This window comes from Curvibacter sp. AEP1-3 (genome assembly GCF_002163715.1).
Lineage (GTDB): Bacteria > Pseudomonadota > Gammaproteobacteria > Burkholderiales > Burkholderiaceae_C > Allorhodoferax.
In genome coordinates this window covers 3036899-3056910 of sequence record NZ_CP015698.1, presented here as the reverse complement: position 1 = coordinate 3056910, position 20012 = coordinate 3036899, and the positions used below count along the sequence as shown (strand labels likewise).

Here is a 20012-nt window from a genome sequence, read left to right as displayed (position 1 = left end):
TACGGCGCCTTTGCTGGTTAGCAAAGACAAAGGGTTATTGAAGCACTGGCGGGACGCGCTAAAGATCAAGTCCGCTGTTGAGCTGGAAAGTTTTGCAGCTCTCAAGCAGCTAGCCCGGAGAAATGGCGACGTCATTTGGTTGGATCTGAAGGTGGGTGATGTACCCCCATGGGCCTCGACTGAATGGAACGATCTTTTGCATGACAAGCAAATGCGCATTGTGGCCGCAAGCTCATACCCGAAAGATGAAGAAGCGATAGCAGCCTTGGACCTTGGATGCGCAGGTTATTGCCATGCATTTTCGGATCCGGAGACGCTCCTGCAGGTCCACCAGGTCACCATGGCCGGCCACGTCTGGATAGGCCAGCATTTGATGCAGCAATTGATCCAAACGGCAAACCGCGCGAAACCTTCAATACGTTCCACGCCGGGGGCTTGGGATGCTGAACTCACCGTCCGGGAACGCGAAGTCGCCAAAATGGCAGCCCATGGCGCATCGAACTTGGCTATAGCAGAGCAATGCGACATTACTGAACGCACCGTCAAGGCGCATTTAAGTGCCGTGTTCGAAAAGCTAGGGGTCACAGACCGACTGCAGCTTGCCTTGAAAGTGCACGGAATTCAGTAATCCGTCACACACCCTGTACTTAAGTCCAATAGGCGAGGAGCCGGTAAAGCACTACATTGATCAGCTAGTTTTGCTGTCTCTGGAGTTTTTACATGGCTACTTCCCAAATTTCTGCCCAAGCCCGCGGCGTTGTTGTCATCCTGCAAGGTAATGCATGGGTGGTTTCACCTGACGGTAGCAAACGCGCCATCAAATTGGGTGATGAGATACAGGAAGGCCAAATTGTTCTTACCGAAGACGGGACGCGCTTGGAGCTTGCACTCCCGAACGGACGGGAAATCAGCCTTGAGTCGGGTCGCGAACTGCTAATTGATGCCAATTTATTGGGCTTCGCTCCAGAAGATGCAACCAACGCAGCACTCAAAGACCTCAACAGCAGTCCTGCAGCCATCGCCAGAGTCATTGCATCTGGAGGTGATCTTTCTGCTGAACTGGATCCGACAGCTGCCGGTTTAAGTGGGGGAGATGCGAGTGACTCGCACAGTTTTGTGCGAGTAATACGTATCAATGAAACAGTAACGCCCTTATCCATTGACAGAGCTGCAGACAGTAGTTCGGAGGAATTCCCCCCATTCGGCACCCAACTAACAACGGCGCCGGCACCCACTGTCAGCAGCGTATCGAGCCCGACCCAAACTGAGGGCAATACCTTGGTCTACAGTGTTTCGCTATCTGGAAGCACGATTACTTCGACTACTTATTCCTTTTCACTTGGAAGCGGCACTGCAACCTCGTCGGACTATGGCACTCCCATATTCAGTAACGGTGTAACTTATAACTCCGCGACAGGCACTGTGACTGTTCCTAGTGGTGTCAGTAGCTTTACCGTCTCAATTGCGGCGATCGACGATCTTTTGTATGAGCAGAATGAAACTGTTCCATTGACGATGGGGGGAGTGACAGGCATTGGCACCATTGTTGACAACGACACGCCAACACTCTCCATCAACGATGTGATCATCAATGAGGCCGCCGGCACCGTCACCTTCACCGTCACCCGCGCAGGCGACCTCACCCAGGCCGCCTCCGTCCAGTACGCCAGCGCCAATGACTCCGCCACCTCCGGCGCAGGCAACGACTACACCGCCGTCGCAGGCACATTGAACTTCGCCGCCAACGTCGCCACCCAGACCATCACCGTCTCCATCAACAACGACACGGTCTTTGAAGGCGCTGAGTCTTTCAATATCAACCTCTCCAACGCCGTCGGCGCTGTCATCACCGACAGCCAAGGCGTGGGCACCATCGTCGATGACGGGCGCACTCTGCCCGGCGGTGGTACCGCCAACGACGACCGCCCGGTCTTCAACGTGGGATCAGACTTCATCGTCGATGAGGCCGCAGGCACCATCACTTTCACGGTCACCAAGACCGGCTCCACCAATCTGGCTTCCTCCGTGGCATTCACTACCGTGGACGGCTCCGCCGCCGCCGGCAGCGACTACACCGCGACCGCAGGTACTCTGACTTTTGCAGCCAACGAGACCTCCAAGACCATCACCGTGCCCATCACCAATGACACGGTCTTCGAAGGTGCCGAGACTTTCAGCCTGCAAATCAGCACGCCCACCAACGCCACCATCGGTGACAACTCTCAAGTCGCCACCATCGTCGACGATGGCCGCACCCTCCCCGGCGGCGGTACCTCCAACGATGACCGTCCTTCTGTCTCCATCGGCTCCAATGTGGTCATCGATGAGGCCGCCGGCACCGTCACCTTCACCGTCACCAAGACCGGCTCGACCAACCTGCCTGTCACCGTCGATTTCGCAACCGCCAATGGCTCTGCCACTGCCGGTCAGGACTACACCGCAACCAACGGCTCTCTGACCTTTGCGGCCAATGAGACGACCAAGACCATTACGGTCAACATCACCAACGATACGACCTACGAGATCAGCGAAGACTTCACCGTCTCCCTCTCCAATGTCTCCGGCGCTACCTTGGGCACTTCCAGTGCTACCGGCACCATCGTCGACGATGGCCGCACCCTGCCCGGTGGCGGCACTGCCAACGATGACCGACCAGGCTTCTCCATCAACGATGTGATCATCAATGAGGCCGCCGGCACCGTCACCTTCACCGTCACCCGCGCAGGCGACCTCACCCAGGCCGCCTCCGTCCAGTACGCCAGCGCCAATGACTCCGCCACCTCCGGCGCAGGCAACGACTACACCGCCGTCGCAGGCACATTGAACTTCGCCGCCAACGTCGCCACCCAGACCATCACCGTCTCCATCAACAACGACACGGTCTTTGAAGGCGCTGAGTCTTTCAATATCAACCTCTCCAACGCCGTCGGCGCTGTCATCACCGACAACCTGGGTGTGGGCACCATCCGTGACGATGGCACCGGAACAGGAGGCACCGACAACGACACGCCAACCCTGTCGGTCTCGAGCCCAACCGTGGCAGAGAACGCCGGTTTTGCACAGTTCACGGTCAGCCTGAACAACGCCTCAACGACTGCAACCTCGGTCAACTTGGCCTTGACCAACGGCTCCGCCACCGGAACCGGTACCGACTACGGCAGCGCCACCGCCACCAACCTGCAGGTGTCGACCGATGGTGGTACCACTTGGTCCAACGCCACGACTGCAACCATCGCTGCAGGCACGACCTCCGTGCTGGTGCGCACCCCCATCACCAACGATGCGCTCGATGAGGTCAATGAGAATTTCACACTGACAGCAACGCGTACTGCAGGTACCACGACCAATGCATCTGCTAACGGCACTGCCACCATCACCGACGATGATGCAACGCCGAGCTTGTCGGTCAATGACATCACCGTCAACGAAGCTGCAGGCACTGCCACTTTCACCGTGACCCTCTCGGCCGCTTCCGGCCAGACCGTCACCGTGGGATACAACACAAGCGATGGCACCGCCACCGCTGGCTCGGACTACACATCGACCACTGGTACGTTGACCTTCGCCCCCGGCGTGACGACTCAAACCATTACGGTCAATATCGCCAACGATGCCCCTGCAATCTTTGAAGGCGCAGAAACCTTCAATGTGAACTTGGTGACGCCCACCAATGCCACGATCACCGACAACCTGGGTGTGGGCACCATCCGTGACGATGGCACCGGAACAGGAGGCACCGACAACGACACGCCAACCCTGTCGGTCTCGAGCCCAACCGTGGCAGAGAACGCCGGTTTTGCACAGTTCACGGTCAGCCTGAACAACGCCTCAACGACTGCAACCTCGGTCAACTTGGCCTTGACCAACGGCTCCGCCACCGGAACCGGTACCGACTACGGCAGCGCCACCGCCACCAACCTGCAGGTGTCGACCGATGGTGGTACCACTTGGTCCAACGCCACGACTGCAACCATCGCTGCAGGCACGACCTCCGTGCTGGTGCGCACCCCCATCACAAATGACGGCCTTTCAGAAGCAGACGAAACGTTCACACTCACTGCAACCCGCACCTCAGGCACCACTACAAATGGCAGCGCCACAGGTAGCGCCACTATTTTGGACAATGATCATCCGCCCGTCGCAGGGAATGACTCCAATTCGGTGACTGAGGATGCCGCAGTAACAACGTTAAATGTCACCGCAGCCAACGGTGTAATACAGAGCGCCGGGAACGCTGCGGGCAAAGACACGGACTTGGATGGAAACACCCTTACCGTGACCGCTGTCCGTACAGGACTCGAAATTGGAACAGGTACTTCAGGCACTATTGGAACTGCACTTGTAGGCACCTATGGAACGTTGACGCTTTACTCAGATGGGCGATATGACTACGTCCTGAACAACTCCAGCTCTGCTGTTCAAAATTTAATCGCCGGACAGATTGCACAGGATGTTTTCACTTACACCGTCAGTGATGGAACGGGGCAGTCAGATAGCGCTACGCTCACCATCAACGTAAACGGAGCTCAAGATACCGTGGCACCTCCGCCTACCGTTGTACCACTCACGGGATCTGCAACCGGCTTCAACGGCGAGTACTACGGATATAACGAAACGGCGACCACTACGGGTCGAACCCACAGTGACGACGGAACCGCCACTTTTGGTGTTCACCTTGCTGCAGGTAATTTGAACTCCGTTGAGGACATGTACACCATTATTGATGGTCGAAATGCATTGGCTGGCGGAGCAAGCATTGTTGGCACGTCCACCACTGCAAATGCGAATGTTGCCGATGTGAGCTTCAAAGCGCGGAATATTGACTACGGCTTCAACCCCACAGTCAATTCGTCACTGGGCTCAAACCAAAACAGAGCAGCAGGCAGTGCCTTACTTGCCAATGATGGAAACGCAAACTCTACAACTCGCGCGCTAAGTAACTTCTTGGATCAAGACCTATCTACTGGGTTGGTTCAAACTGGTGTGGGGAATACCAACGGCACCTCGGGGCTTGGAACGACAACCGACGCAGCAATTCGAATTTCCGGCAAGTTCTACACACAACCAGGCTCGTATGATTTCCGCGTTACTGCGGACGATGGTTTCCGGTTGAACGTAGACGGCCACACGTTGCTTGAGTACGACGGTAACCAAGGCCCAACGACACGCATTTTTAACAATGTGCAATTGGGTGACTTGGCCGGCGGACTTCAATCCTTAGAGCTCCTTTATTGGGAACAAGGCGGAAACTCGCGGCTGCGGATTGAATACAAATCGAGCAGCTCCGGTACTTGGCAAGTAATGTCGCTGACAAACACAGCCATGTTTACCAATGAGTCAGCGCCCACAATCGCTGACACAAGAATTCAAGACCTTGTCTACGATGGCACCACGTCGACTTGGCAGCTGCGGACCGGCTCCATTTTGGATGGGGGAACAGGGAACGATACGTTGACTGGCGGCGCTGGCCGTGACTATTTGATAGGCGGCAATGGCAATGACACGCTGAACGGCGGCGATGCAGCTGACACATTGGAAGGCGGCGCCGGAAACGATGTATTGAACGGGGGCACCGGCAACGATCTGTTGATCGGCGGGGCAGGTACAGACACGCTAACCGGTGGGGTTGGGGATGATTTCTACCGACTGAGTGACACATTGGACACTATCGTCGAAGCGGCAGGCTCTGGCACTGACACTGTCCAACTTGATTCCACTTACGTCTCAACAAACCTCAGCACAACTTACGTCCTCGCAACTAACCTCGAAAATCTGGTTGCCTATGACGGCGGGGCAATTAACCTCACAGGTAATGCATCCGCTAACCGGCTTGAAGGCAATAGCGCGGCAAACACCATTAGCGGGCTTGACGGGAATGACTTCATCGTCGGCGGCAAAGAAAATGACATATTGACCGGTGGTACAGGCTCTGACACTTTCGCATGGAGACTCAATGACGGAGGGACAGCGGGCTCACCAGCTGTAGACCATGTCACAGACTTCAACTATGGCGGGGGCTATAGCAATGTGTCTCTTAGCGGAGGAGATGTTCTCGACTTAAGAGAGCTTCTTGTCGGCGAGCACACGTCATCTGGCAATAGCGGTAGTGCAGCTACGGATGTAGCGATTTCTAACTTGCTGAACTACATTGATATCAACATTAATGGAGCTAACACTGAAATTCGCATCAGTAGCACCGGCGGCTTTGCTGGCGGAACTTACTCGGCGGCAGCTGAAGATCAACGAATTGTTTTAGACAACGTCAACTTGTACACCGCGGTAGGCACCACAAGCGGCAACGAGTCGCTTCTTTTACAAACGCTGATCCGAAACGGTACCCTCTTGTTGGACTAAACACTACTAAAGGGGGATCCGCTCTTCACTTCAAAAATGTGAAGAGCGGGCCTTCTTAAGATTGAATACCAGGTCCAGTAGCCGCATCAAAACCGATAGCTTTGAGAGCATTGCATTCTGCCGATGTGCTCACACCTTCTGCGATCACCTGCAGGCCTATATTGTGCGCAATGCTGCACAAACCCTTTAGGAATGCTTCGTTACCGGCATTCGCATTAACTCCACGCACAAAACTTGAATCGACCTTCAAGTAATCCAAGCCCAAATCATGAAGTTGTCCGATTTGGCTGAAGCGATGGCCGAAATGCTCAAGCCCAATGCGGCAACCACGCTTTTTCAGCGCAAAGCAAAGTTGCCTGAAGCTTTCGAGGTGCTTCAACGCACCCTCCTCAGGAACTTCCAGCCACAAACGGTTAGCAAGTGTGCTGCGCTGCTTCAAGATCTCAAGTAGTTTGTTGAGAAAGTCCGCACTCTCTAAAGAACTCGCGGACAAATTGATCGCCAATCCTGGCAAATCAGGTTCTTTCTCAAGTTCATCGAGCCCGAGTGAAACCGCCATCAAATCCAAAGCTGGGGTCAGCTTAAGTCGCTCTGCGATCGGCAAAAATCTACCTGCGGGCAACCACTCTCCTGACTCGTCAAACATCAACCGCAATGGGCACTCTTTATGGGAAAGGCCACCGGAAAGAGTCATCACCGGAAACGCAATCAGTCGCACCCAGCGGTTCTCCAAAGCCCTACCAATCAATTTAGCCCATTGCTCAGAGGATCGAGGCAGTTCATCGGAATCCGAATAAACGGCTTCGTGCACAGCGCTATGTGACTGAGTTTCAGCCGCGGCTAGTGCAGCATCCACCCTCGCCAAGAGGCTGCCTAAATCATCGTTACGACTAAATCTCCCAAAGCCTATGAAACCGCTGAGATTGCCATCCATGTATGGCGCCGCCTCTTGGCCCAGAGCCTCCAGAAGCCGAACGGCAATCACTGAACCATCCACGCTTTCACGAGTGAAGACTGCAAAATCGGCGCCATTGAGCCGTGCAACGACTGACCTACCGGTATCGGGAAAACTACTGATGAGAATTTTGGCGGTTAGCTTCAATAGCGAGTCTGCGGACTCCCTTCCAAGGCGCCTGTTGATGCTTGCTAAATCATTCAACCGCAGCATGAACAGAGTTCCACCCACCGAATCCTCTGCTTCCAAAGCATGCCTCAGTCGGGCCATGAAGTGTGCACGATTAGTCAACCCTGTCATTTGATCGAAATTGGCCTCCTGTCGCACTTGCTCCAAGCGCCCAGCCTCATCCTCAAACATGGCTTTCAGGCGACCTACTGTTTCGTTCATGGCAACAGCGAGTTGCCGTAGCTCCGGCACACGCGGCACGTCAATAGTGACAAACCGGCGCTGAGTAATCGCCACTGCTTGATCAATGACCGATTTCAAAGGTTTGCGCAATCGACTCAGCACCAGACTACCAAGATATCCACCAACTAGCCCAGCGAGGGAAAGTGCCAGCGTCATTTCATAGGCACTCTTCCAAAGAGCTCCATATGCAAATCGACTATGGCTGATCAGCGTTACGGTTCCGAACTGTTTCCACCCATCGCTGATTTGAGCCTGGCCAGGCTCCGAGTGGATCGGCATCAACTTTACGAACCAGGCGGGAGCATCCAGTCCGCCCTCAGGGGCTTCCCTCTGGGAAATCACATTGCCGCGGGGATCGACGATGCGCACCAGTTGGTAATGACCACTATCAAACAAAGACGCCGTCACCAGATCAACCGTCACCGGATCCGGATTACTTTGACTCAATGACAGGGCTAGGGCAACGGCGTTGTCAGTATTTTTGATTGCCAGTTGCGACTCCAGATAGCCACGGGCAGAGAGCAAAGAGGCAAGTAGCCCTCCCCCAAGGGCCAGCAGCATGCTTGCGATAATGGCCAACCAAAGTTGTCTATACATGGACATACGATTTCCTTACCTCAAATTATTCAAAGCCTTCGGCTTTGGCTCGCCTCAGCAAGTCTTCCCAACGGGACAATCGCCCGGTGCCTCCCGCGGCGGTTCCACCACCGCCAACACCGGCAAAAACACCTGACCCGTTAAAGCTGAAAATGGGGACCAGATCTGGTCTTCTGGAAGCAGGCCGAATATCACCAATCAGGTTGTCCATCACCAAAGGCTCAGCGTCCGGCGCCGTGTAATAGGCGAGCACCATGTGGGCTTGCGTCGCTTCAGAAGTCCCAGTTTTGGCTCGCACATATATCAGGCGCAACTTGTCCGGCTGCACTCCGACCTGGAGCAACGTAAAATACTTGGCAATCGCGAAGTCCTCACAATCACCTGCAGAACGGCCAAGCGTTTCAAGCGGAGTCGCCCAATAATCCACTTGCCCCCAGATTGCGCCGTCTTCACCAAATAGCACTTGTTGATTGATGAATGTGTTGACGCGCTTTATCCGCTCTTGATCTGAAACATCGGTCAAACCATTCACTAATTTGCGCCAAGCTTCAAACTTGGGTTGCGCTGCTGCCCCCCAGCGCTGCACAAACGTAGACTGCAGTGCATCGAAGTTCGTCGCCGCAAATACCCAACATGCCATTGCCAAAAGCAACGAGAAACAAGTCCGGCCGGCGATACAACCTGCCCTGGACTCGAAACGCATTAATTTGGCAAAGGTGATGTTTTTCACACGGAAATAGTGGAAAAGCGGCAATTTGTCACAGCACTGATGACGAAAAAATCACGAGAACGCCTAAAATTCGGGCACTTTGAACCGCCAAACACACGGACTTGGGGTGGTTTATCGAGCCACCGCTCAAGAAAACCAGTCTCTCAACAGCATACAAGAATGATCACTCGTACTCCACTCGCTATAGCCACTGCCGCGCTCTTTATTGCCGGCATCAGCCACGCACAGTCGGTCAACCAGCTGCAAGCGGCTGTCGAGAAGGCCATTCTTGAGAACCCCGAAGTCAAAGTAAAGCACAAAAACCTATTGGCTTCTGCCAACGAACAAGCAGTTGCTGAAGGCGGATGGCGCCCCCGGATCGACCTGGAAGCCACAGCCGGTGAGAAATCGACCTTTTCCCCGGGAATGAAATCAGACAAGGGATATTCCAACTCAACCGCGACACTCCAATTGCGCCAGACATTGTTCGATGGGTTTGCGACGATGAGTGACGTTCGTCGCCTGGGACATTCCCGGATGGCTGCTTACTACGATCTTCTGGCAACCAGCGACAACATCGGGCTGGAAGCCGCCCGTGCCTACCTCGACGTTCAGCGTTACCGCGAACTGGTGGAGCTTGCAAAAGAGAACTACGCTAACCATGCCGACGTCTACTCACGTTTGGAGGCCCGCGTCAAAGCTGGCGTAGGCCGGCGGGTTGATCTGGAACAGGCCGCAGGACGTCTGGCTTTGGCTGAGTCCAATTGGTTAACAGAAGCCAGCAACCTGCATGATGTCACCGCTCGCTACCAACGCCTGGTAGGCGAGATGCCCAGCAAGGAACTCTCTACAGCGCCGAATCTCTCTGCCTTCCTGCCAGGCCGGGAAAACTACGTTGCAAACACAGTTCGAGGCAACCCTGAGTTTCTAGGCGCCGTGTCCAATATCCGCGCCTACCGCGCAGATGCAGAGCTTCGCAAGGCCGCGAACTATCCGACTCTGGAATTCAGAGCTTCTCAGAGCTTCGAAACCAACCGCTCGGCGGTAACGGGCGATTATCGCGACTCAGCCCTGCAATTGGTGCTGAACTACAACTTGTACAAAGGCGGCTCTGATCAGGCACGCATACGTCAGTACGTCGACAAACTCAACGCAACCTACGACTTGCGCGACAAGGTGTGCCGCGACGTTCGTCAAACCGCCTTGATTGCCTACAACGACGTGAGCAAATTGGAGAGCCAGATCGGCTTTTTGAGCCAACATGAGTTGTCCACCTCGAAAGCGCGCGAAGCCTATCGTCAGCAGTTCGACATTGGCCAGCGCTCCTTGCTGGATTTGTTGGATACCGAGAACGAATATTTCCAGGCACGTCGTGCCTTGGTCAACGCGGAATATGACCTTTCGCTGGCAAAGGCACGCGTTTTGGCTGCGAACGGCACCCTGCTGTCTGCTCTCAAACTGCGCCCCTTGGAAACCCAGGCACCGGACCAACCAGCCGGCACCGATGCCAACGACGATGCCATGCAATGTGTGTCCGACCTTGCACCGCAGGTGGTACTGGACAAATCCAGTCTGCCGAAGCCGACTTTGGCCACTGCACCGATTGCACCAGCACCAGCTCCAGTACCTGCCCCGGCACCCGCACCTGCAGTGCTATCAAGCAAGGCGCTGTGTGACGCGGTAGCTCCTTCTGTCGAAAAATGGATCGCGGCTTGGAATGGCAAAGACATCAATGGCTACTTCTCTGCCTACGCGGACGGTTTTGTACCAGCCCAGGGCTTGAGCCGCAGTCAATGGGAAAGCCTGCGCAAGAAGCGCGTCGGTAAGCAAGGTGGAATTTCGACGGTATTGAAGAACATTACCCCTGCCCAGTGCGACGGCAAAACCACCGAAGTCTCCTTCACCCAAGAATATGGCTCGGAAGACTACCGTGACACAGTGGAAAAAACACTCTCCATGGAATACGTGGGTGGCGCCTGGAAGATCCTGAAGGAAACCGTAACCAAGGGTCGCACTTTCTAAGTTCACCGGCCCGCAAAAAAGCGACCCTCGGGTCGCTTTTTTATGCCTGAACCAAACAGGTCTTGAGAGACCGGCAGGTGCAAAAAAACTGTCAGAACGGAATATCGTCGTCCATGTCATCAAAGCCGCTGGCCGGGCGCGGTGCAGGGGCCTGACGGGGCGCAGGTGCCGGTGCGGCAGCACGGGGAGGAGGCGCCATCCGGCGGGGTGGTGGTGCACCGCCTTCATCGCCACCATCAGAGGGGCCGCCCATGCCCTCGCGGCCACCCAACAATTGCAACTCGGTCGCCACAATGTCCACCGTGCTCTTTTCCACACCGGACTGGTCGGTGTACTTGCCATATTTCAAGCGGCCTTCCACGTAAATGGGGCGGCCTTTCTTGACGTACTCACCGGCAATTTCGGCCAGACGGTCATAAAAAGTGACCCGGTGCCACTGGGTGTCTTCCACGGTCTCGCCGGTATTGCGATCTTTACGGCGGCTACTGGTAGCTACGCTGACGTTCGCCACCGCCTGACCGGACGGCAGATAGCGGATTTCAGGATCGCGGCCGCAATTACCGACCAGAATGACTTTGTTGACGGATGCCATGGTTTTCTCCAGATTAGTCGCTGATTATCCTGCCTTTAGACCTGTCTTTGACGCCGGAGCGTCCATCCCCCAGGCAACCCCCAACCAGGCCAACATGGCTAAGGTGCTTACAAGAAACAAGGCTTGCGCACCGGCGGACTTAACCAGCCAGCCCCCGAAAGCACCGCCCGCAAAGAAGCCCAAAGACTGCAAGGTGTTGTAAACCCCCAGTGCGGCGCCACGTGAAGCCGCAGGTGCTACGCGGGAAGCCAGGCTGGGCTGACTGGCCTCCAGCACATTGAAACCACAAAAGAACACAAACAACACCAGCGCCATCGGCCAAACACCTGCCACGGTGTGGACAAGCGCCCAGAGCGCCAGCTGCACCAAGGCAATCAAGGCAATAGCCGACAAAAACACAGCGCGCAGATAGCCTTTTTTCTCCAGCGGGAAGAGTGTGGCACCCATGACGAAAAATGAAGCCAGCACCGCCGGCAAATACACCTGCCAGTGCTGGTCCCGCGCCAACCCGGCTTGCACCAACATGGCAGGCAATGCCACCCACATGGACAGCTGCACCGCATGAAGCACAAACACCCCGAAGTCCAGCCGCAACAGGGCCGGATGTCGCAACACTGAGAGCACGCCACCCCGGGCCTGATCCACCTGTTTTTCCGGTTCAGGCGGTACCCACCAGATCACCACCGCGATGCCACCCACAGCCAGTGCAGACGTCATCGCAAACAAGCCATGCAGCCCGATGAAAGATGCCAGCAAAGGCGACAGCACCAGCGACAGGGCAAACATCAGCCCGATGCTCGCCCCCACCAAGGCCATGGCTTTGGTGCGCACGACGTCGCGAGTCTGGTCGGCCAACAAAGCGGTGACTGCGGCGGAAATAGCGCCCGCCCCTTGCAGCGCCCGCCCTGCCACCAGCCAATGCAGGCTAGGCGCCCAAGCAGCAATGGCACTGCCGGCCGCAAAAATCAACAGCCCGACCACCATCACCGGCTTGCGGCCAAACTTGTCGGATGCCACACCAAACGGGATCTGCAAGATGCCTTGCGTCAGGCCATAAATGCCCATGGCCATGCCGACCAGCGCGGCATCGTCCCCACCGGGGTACTTGCGGGCCTCCAGTGCAAATACCGGCAACACGAGAAAGAGACCCAGCATGCGCAACGCAAAAATCAGGGCCAGCGAGGCGCTGGAGCGCCTCTCTTGGGGCGTCATCACGGTATCAAGGGCAGATGGGGCGGAGGGGGCAGACACGGCAGTCACTCTCAGGCATAAAGGACGGTGAAAACCGGGGAGGCGACACCGCAACCCGACATTGTCTATCATGGCGGGTTACTCTTCCGGCGGCCACGAACTTGAACTCTTCCACTCACGACAGCAAGGACCTTGTGCATCACGAGGATGGCAAGTACCTCGCCCGGGCGCTGCAGCAGCAAACCATCAGCGTGCGGGGTGCGCGTACCCACAACCTGAAGAACATCGACCTCGATATCCCGCGCAACCAGTTGGTGGTGATTACCGGCCTGTCGGGTTCTGGCAAATCGAGTCTGGCATTTGACACGCTGTATGCCGAGGGTCAGCGCCGCTATGTGGAAAGCCTGTCCACCTACGCGCGCCAGTTTTTGCAACTGATGGACAAGCCCGATGTGGACATGATTGAGGGCCTGTCACCGGCCATCAGCATCGAGCAAAAAGCCACCAGTCACAACCCCCGCTCCACGGTCGGCACAGTCACCGAAATCCATGACTATCTGCGTCTGCTGTTTGCTCGCGCGGGTACACCGTTCTGCCCGGACCACGACCTGCCGCTGCAAAGCCAAACCGTGAGCCAGATGGTGGATGCGGTGTTGGCCTTGCCGGAAGAAACCAAACTCATGATCCTCGCCCCGGTAGCACGCGAGAAGAAAGGCGAGTTTCTGGAGGTATTTGCCGACATGCAGGCCCAGGGCTACGTGCGCTTTCGCATTAACGGCGAAGCAGTGGAAGCCGAGAACCTGCCCAAACTCAAGAAAACCGAGAAGCACGACATCGATGTGGTGGTCGACCGCATCAAGGTGCGCGCAGACCTTAAACAACGTCTGGCCGAGAGCTTTGAAGCCGCGTTGCGTCTGGCGGGTGGTCGTGCGATTGCGCTGGAGATGGACAGCGGGGCCGAGCACCTGTTTAACGCCAAGTTCGCCTGCCCGGTGTGCAATTACTCGATTGCCGAGTTGGAGCCCCGCCTGTTCTCGTTCAACTCTCCCGTGGGCGCTTGCCCTACCTGCGATGGCCTGGGTAACCACGAGTTTTTTGATCCCGCTCGCGTGGTCGCCTTCCCCACCCTAAGCCTGGCGAGTGGCGCCATCAAGGGCTGGGACCGGCGTAACGGCTACTACTTCAGCATGCTGGAGAGCCTGGCCAAACACTACGCGTTTGACATTGAAGCGGCGTTTGAAAGCTTGCCGGAGAACGTGCAGCACGCCATCCTGCACGGCTCAGGCGACGAAGAGATCAAGTTCAGCTACATCATGGACTCGGGCGCCTCTCAGGGCAAAAAGGTCACCAAGAAGCACCCCTTCGAAGGCATCATCCCCAACATGCAGCGGCGCTACCGCGAGACCGACTCAGCCGTAGTGCGCGAAGACCTGGGCCGCCTGCGCAGCACCCAGCCCTGCCCCGACTGCTTCGGATCGCGCCTGCGCAAGGAAGCGCGTCACGTCAAGATCGGCGAGGGCGACCAAGCCCGCGCCATTTATGAGATCAGCCACGTCACCCTGCGCGAAAGCTTTGCCTACTTCAACACATTGCAGATGCCAGGGGCACGTGGGGAAATTGCCGCCAAGGTCATCCGCGAGATCGGCTTGCGGCTGAAGTTCCTGAACGACGTGGGCCTGAACTATCTGAGCCTGGACCGCAGTGCCGAAACGCTCAGCGGCGGTGAGAGCCAGCGCATCCGCCTGGCCAGCCAGATCGGTTCCGGCCTGACCGGTGTGATGTACGTGCTCGATGAGCCCAGCATCGGCCTGCACCAGCGTGACAACGACCGGCTGATCGGCACCCTGCAGCACCTGCGCGATATTGGCAACAGCGTACTAGTGGTGGAGCACGACGAAGACATGATGCGCGCCGCCGACCATGTGATCGACATGGGCCTGGGCGCCGGCGTGCATGGCGGGCGGGTGATTGCCCAGGGCACGTTTGACGAAGTTAAAGCCAACCCTGACTCACTGACCGGTCAATACCTCGCCAAAACACTGCGTATCGAAGTGCCCAAGCGCCGCACGCCTTGGCTGCCGGTGGTGGAAGAAGCCAAGCCGGTCGCCAAAGGTGCCGGCAAAGGCGCACCCAGCAAGGCAGCTTTGGCCTGGGCCGAGCGGCAGGCGCAGCACATCGCCACCCAGGGCACGTTGCAGGCCATCCGCATTACCGGTGCCACGGGGCACAACCTCAAGGGTGTGAATGTGGACTTCCCCGTGGGCCTGCTCACCTGCGTAACCGGCGTGTCCGGCTCAGGTAAATCTACACTGGTGAACGACACGCTCTACGCCGCCGTGGCACGCCAGCTCTACCGCGCACACGACGAGCCCGCAGCCCACGAGAGCATTGAAGGCATCCAGTATTTCGACAAGGTCATCAACGTCGACCAGTCGCCCATTGGCCGCACACCGCGTTCCAACCCGGCCACCTACACCGGCCTGTTCACCCCCATCCGCGAGCTGATGGCCGAGGTGCCCACGGCGCGCGAACGCGGCTACGGCCCGGGGCGCTTCAGCTTCAACGTCGCCGGTGGCCGCTGCGAGGCCTGCCAGGGCGACGGCATGGTGAAGGTGGAGATGCACTTTCTGCCCGACGTGTATGTGCCCTGCGACGTGTGCGCCGGCCAGCGCTACAACCGCGAAACACTGGAAGTGCTCTACAAGGGCAAGAACATCGCGCAGATCCTGGACATGACGGTGGAAGCCGCCTACGAGTTCCTGCAGGCCGTGCCCACCATCGCGCGCAAGCTGCAAACCTTGCTGGACGTGGGCCTGTCTTACATCCGCCTCGGGCAAGCCGCCACCACGCTGTCCGGTGGCGAGGCACAGCGCGTGAAGCTGGCCCTGGAGCTGTCCAAAAAAGACACCGGCCGCACACTTTACATCCTCGACGAGCCCACCACCGGCCTGCACTTTGCCGACATCGCACTGCTGCTCAAAGTGCTGCACCAGCTGCGCGACGCGGGCAACACCATCGTCATCATCGAACACAACCTGGACGTCATCAAAACTGCCGACTGGCTGATCGACATCGGCCCCGAAGGCGGCGCGGGTGGCGGCACCGTGGTCGGTGTGGGCACGCCGGAAGACATTGCTGCCAACCCGGCCAGCCATACGGGCAAGTATTTGAGGCCGCTGCTGGAAGACTGATATTTGGGTCAAATCAGGCTCTGGCGCACATAGAATGTGCGCGAGCAGCTACTAATTTAATAGCAAATCAAGCACTGGCAGCACTCAGCTTGCGATACAGCGTCTGCCTGCTGATGCCCAGTTGCCGGGCGGCGAGGGACACGTTGCCACGGGTGGCCTCCAAGGCTTGCTGGATAGCGGCTTGGGACAAGGCCTGCAGGCTTTGAGGGGTCCGCACCTCAGCGGGCTGTGCATCCGGAGCATAGGGTGCTGGGGTCTGCGCTGATTGGGTGTCCACAATCCGCTCCGCCAGCGAAGGCGCCTGCAAGGCCTCCAACAAATCGTCCGGCATGTGCGTCCAGTCGAGCGTATCTTCCCCGTCTTGCAACATGGCGCAGGCGGTGCGCAATACGCTGGCGTATTGGCGCAGGTTGCCGGGCCAGGGGTAGCTGGTCAAGCGCTGCATCAAGTCCGGTGCCACCTGCACTGGCACGTCCGGGCTCAGGTCAGCCAGCAAGCGCTCGGTCAAGGGCACCAGATCGCTGCGTTCTCGCAAGGCCGGGAGCGTAACCGTGAGGCCGTTGATGCGGTAGTACAGGTCCTGGCGGAAGGCGCCCTTCTCAGAGGCTTCCGCCAGCTTGCAGTGGGTGGCGCTGATGAGCGCGAAATCCACTGCCACGGACTTTCCGGCGCCCACAGGTGTCACCGTGCGCTCTTGCAGCACACGGAGCAAGCGGGTTTGCATGGCCAAGGGCATGTCGCCGATTTCATCCAGGAAAAGCGTGCCGCCATGGGCCTCGCGCAAGCGGCCGGGGCTACCCTCTTTGCGCGCACCCGTGAAGGCGCCGGCCACGTAGCCGAAGAGCTCGGATTCGATCAGGCTCTCGGGTATGGCGCCGCAGTTGATGGCCACGAAGGGCCCTTCGCGGCGCGGGCCGCTGGCGTGCAGGGCGCGGGCAAACATCTCTTTGCCCACGCCGGATTCGCCCTGAATCAGCAGCGGTATCGGCTTGCCGACGATGCGGCGGGCCTTGTCGGCGGCGCTGCGCCAGCGGGCGTCGCCGGTGTCCAACGCGGCCAGGGCATCGGCACCGGCTGCAGGCGTAGCTGCTGCGGCACTGGCTGCGCGCACGGCGTTGGACTGGCTGATGGCGGGCAGTACGGATGCATCCACCTGCACTTGGGCAAACAGCACGGCGCCGTTGTGCAAACGCAATTGCTGAGGCTGCTGGGGACGGCGCTTGTGGCGCGACAGCAAATCGTCCAGCCGCACATCGAGCACGCGCTCCATGGTGGTCGCGCCAATATCCCCCGCGTTCAAGCGCAGCAGGGCCAGCCCCACGCGGTTGGCACCAACGATCCATCCGTCGTCTGAGAGCGCGATGATGCCCTCAGCCACGCTGCCGATCCCCTCAGGCTGCACATGCAGGTGCAGACGGATGTTGCGTTTGCAGGTGGCCACCATCAGGCGGTTTTCAATCATGCGGGCTGCGGTGCTCACCAGCCCCAAGGTGTGGGCATGGCCGTTGCGGTGGTCGCCGGAGATATCCAGAATGCCGGTCAGCTCGCCAGTGGCCGACAAAATAGGCGAGGCCGCGCAGGTCAAGAAACCATTGCGCTCCAGAAAATGCTCAGAGCCATGGATTTCCACCGCACTTCGCTCTGCCAACGCCGTACCAATCGCGTTGGTGCCCCGGTGGGCCTCGGCCCACGAAGCGCCGCTGGTGAGCGCCACGCGCTCGGCTTTATCCACAAAGTACGGGTCACCCAAGGTGTGCATCAACATGCCGGCGGAGTCGGCGAGCACCACCACGCTCTGGCTTTGACGGACTTGATCGAACACGTACTCCATGACCGGCCGGGAATGCGCCAACAAGGCATGGTTGCTGGCCAACACATGGCGCAAATGGTGGCTGCTGGCATGTTCAGGGGCCACGCGGGCAGTGGGCGCCAAGCCTGCAGCCACACTGCGGTGCCAGGAACGGGCCAGGCGCGCATCGACAACGCCCTCAGGGCATTGCCCGGTTTCCAATAGTTGCTGCCGGGCCTGTCGCAAGGCCAGCAAGGGGGATGGTGATCGCACGTTGTCTCCTGCGCGGGGTCATATCGCCCCGCTTTGGGCCCAGTATGGGGGTAGCTTGCGCGGCGGGCAATGCCGCGCAGCCCCGCATCTGTCCGACTGTTCCATTTTGTGACAACTGTCACTGTGGCAAAGCTTGACAGGCCTGGCTTGCGGACAGCTTGCGGCAGATCAACATTTGCAAAAAGTTCAATGAAATCAATACATTGAGCCGACCGAAACGCATGGCACGCCTTTTGAGAGTACAGGCCACCCGGCAGAGTGACTCTGCGGGAAACCAAACCAATCACAAGAGGACGACAACCATGGCTATTTACGCAGCACCCGGCGCCGCTGGCGCGAAGATTACCTACAAATCCCAGTACAACAACTTCATCGGCGGCAAATGGGTAGCGCCGGTCAAGGGGCAGTACTTCGACGTCATCACGCCGGTGAGCGGCAAGGTCTACACCCAAGCCGCCCGCTCCACCGCTGAAGACATTGAGCTCGCGCTGGACGCCGCGCACGCTGCTTCTGATGCATGGGGCAAAACCGACGCAGCCACCCGCGCCAACATCCTGCTCAAGATTGCCGACCGCATCGAGCAAAACCTGGAACTGCTGGCCTACGCAGAAACCGTGGACAATGGCAAAGCCATCCGCGAGACCCTGAACGCCGACATCCCCCTCACCGTAGACCACTTCCGTTACTTCGCAGGCTGCGTGCGTGCGCAAGAAGGCGCCTTGTCCAACATCGACGAGAACACCGTGGCGTATCACATCCAGGAACCCCTGGGCGTGGTGGGCCAAATCATTCCCTGGAACTTCCCCATCCTGATGGCGGCCTGGAAACTGGCGCCTGCCTTGGGCGCCGGCAACTGCGTGGTGCTCAAACCCGCCGAGTCCACTCCCATCTCCATCTTGATCTTGGCTGAGCTGATTGCCGACCTGCTGCCGCCCGGCGTGCTGAACATCGTCAACGGTTACGGTCGCGAAGCCGGCATGCCTCTGGCCACCAGCAAGCGTATTGCCAAGATCGCCTTCACCGGCTCCACCACCACCGGCCGCGTGATTGCACAAGCCGCTGCCAACAACCTGATTCCCGCCACGCTGGAACTGGGCGGCAAGAGCCCCAACGTGTTCTTTGCGGACGTGATGGACAAGGACGACGCCTTCCTGGACAAAGCCATCGAAGGCTTGGTGCTGTTTGCCTTCAACCAAGGCGAAGTTTGCACCTGCCCATCCCGCGCGCTGATTCAGGAATCGATCTACGACAAGTTCATGGAACGCGTGTTGAAGCGCGTGGCCGCCATCAAGCACATGAACCCGCTGGACACTGACAGCATGATGGGCGCGCAGGCCTCCAAAGAGCAGCTGACCAAGATCCTGAGCTACTTGGACTTGGGCAAGCAAGAAGGCGCAGAGCTGCTGGCAGGCGGCGGCCAAGCCCATTTGGGTGGCGACTTGGAAGGCGGCTACTACGTGCAGCCCACCCTGTTCAAGGGCCACAACAAGATGCGCATCTTCCAGGAAGAAATTTTCGGTCCCGTGCTGGCCGTGACCACCTTCAAGGACGAAGCCGAAGCATTGGCCATTGCCAATGACACGCTCTACGGTCTGGGCGCCGGCGTGTGGAGCCGCAATGGCAACGTGGCCTACCGCATGGGTCGTGCCATCAAGGCTGGCCGCGTCTGGACCAACTGCTACCACGCCTACCCTGCACACGCAGCTTTCGGCGGCTACAAGGAATCCGGCATCGGCCGCGAAACCCACAAGATGATGCTGGACCACTACCAGCAGACCAAGAACTTGTTGGTGTCGTACTCCGAGAACAAGCTGGGCTTCTTCTAAAGCGGTGACTTAAGCCCCTTCTCGCCGGAGGGGTCGCCAAGCGGCTACCCCAAGGGCGCCCACCTGATACTGGAGTACCAGAAAACGAAGTTTCGAGGCACT

General features: G+C 58.1%; 10 protein-coding genes. 5 read left to right on the top strand and 5 right to left on the bottom strand.

Annotation, left to right across the window (positions count from 1 at the left end; genetic code table 11):
• The first annotated feature begins 10 nt into the window (after window positions 1-10).
• Entirely contained in the window at window positions 11-628 is a 618-nt protein-coding gene (locus AEP_RS14245) for a response regulator transcription factor (protein WP_157673178.1), read from the top strand.
• Between the two features lie 92 nt (window positions 629-720).
• The gene (locus AEP_RS14240; RefSeq protein WP_087495995.1) at window positions 721-6354 is read left to right on the top strand and encodes a retention module-containing protein; all 5634 of its coding nucleotides are present in this window, start codon (window positions 721-723) and stop codon (window positions 6352-6354) included.
• Window positions 6355-6409: 55 nt separating this feature from the next.
• Here AEP_RS14240 and AEP_RS14235 read toward each other — a convergent pair whose 3' ends face one another.
• Together AEP_RS14235 and AEP_RS14230 are read right to left on the bottom strand one after the other, a co-directional pair.
• Window positions 6410-8317, bottom strand: a complete 1908-nt coding sequence (locus AEP_RS14235; protein WP_232459835.1) for an EAL domain-containing protein — start codon at window positions 8315-8317, stop codon at window positions 6410-6412.
• A 25-nt stretch (window positions 8318-8342) separates the two neighbouring features.
• Entirely contained in the window at window positions 8343-9047 is a 705-nt protein-coding gene (locus tag AEP_RS14230) for a transglutaminase-like cysteine peptidase (RefSeq protein WP_232459834.1), read from the bottom strand.
• A gap of 159 nt (window positions 9048-9206) precedes the next feature.
• Between AEP_RS14230 and AEP_RS14225 the strand changes: the two genes are divergently transcribed.
• On the top strand, window positions 9207-11048 hold the full coding sequence (locus AEP_RS14225; RefSeq protein ID WP_198301832.1) for a TolC family outer membrane protein: 1842 nt from the start codon (window positions 9207-9209) through the stop codon (window positions 11046-11048).
• Window positions 11049-11139: 91 nt separating this feature from the next.
• Here the strand turns inward: AEP_RS14225 and ssb are convergent, their stop codons facing one another.
• Together ssb and AEP_RS14215 are read right to left on the bottom strand one after the other, a co-directional pair.
• Window positions 11140-11640, bottom strand: coding sequence for a single-stranded DNA-binding protein (gene ssb, locus AEP_RS14220; protein ID WP_087495991.1), 501 nt, complete (start codon window positions 11638-11640; stop codon window positions 11140-11142).
• Between the two features lie 24 nt (window positions 11641-11664).
• The gene (locus tag AEP_RS14215) at window positions 11665-12852 is read right to left on the bottom strand and encodes an MFS transporter (protein ID WP_087495990.1); all 1188 of its coding nucleotides are present in this window, start codon (window positions 12850-12852) and stop codon (window positions 11665-11667) included.
• 140 nt (window positions 12853-12992) lie between these two features.
• Between AEP_RS14215 and uvrA the strand changes: the two genes are divergently transcribed.
• On the top strand, window positions 12993-16022 hold the full coding sequence (gene uvrA, locus AEP_RS14210; RefSeq protein ID WP_442873337.1) for an excinuclease ABC subunit UvrA: 3030 nt from the start codon (window positions 12993-12995) through the stop codon (window positions 16020-16022).
• Between the two features lie 67 nt (window positions 16023-16089).
• On the opposite strand, the gene AEP_RS14205 is transcribed toward uvrA, so the two are convergent.
• Window positions 16090-18084, bottom strand: a complete 1995-nt coding sequence (locus AEP_RS14205; RefSeq protein ID WP_087495988.1) for a sigma-54-dependent Fis family transcriptional regulator — start codon at window positions 18082-18084, stop codon at window positions 16090-16092.
• A 302-nt stretch (window positions 18085-18386) separates the two neighbouring features.
• Here AEP_RS14205 and exaC point away from each other — a divergent pair, with 302 nt between their 5' ends.
• Window positions 18387-19910: an acetaldehyde dehydrogenase ExaC gene (gene exaC, locus AEP_RS14200; RefSeq protein ID WP_087495987.1), complete on the top strand. Its 1524-nt coding sequence runs from the start codon at window positions 18387-18389 to the stop codon at window positions 19908-19910.
• Window positions 19911-20012 lie beyond the last annotated feature (102 nt).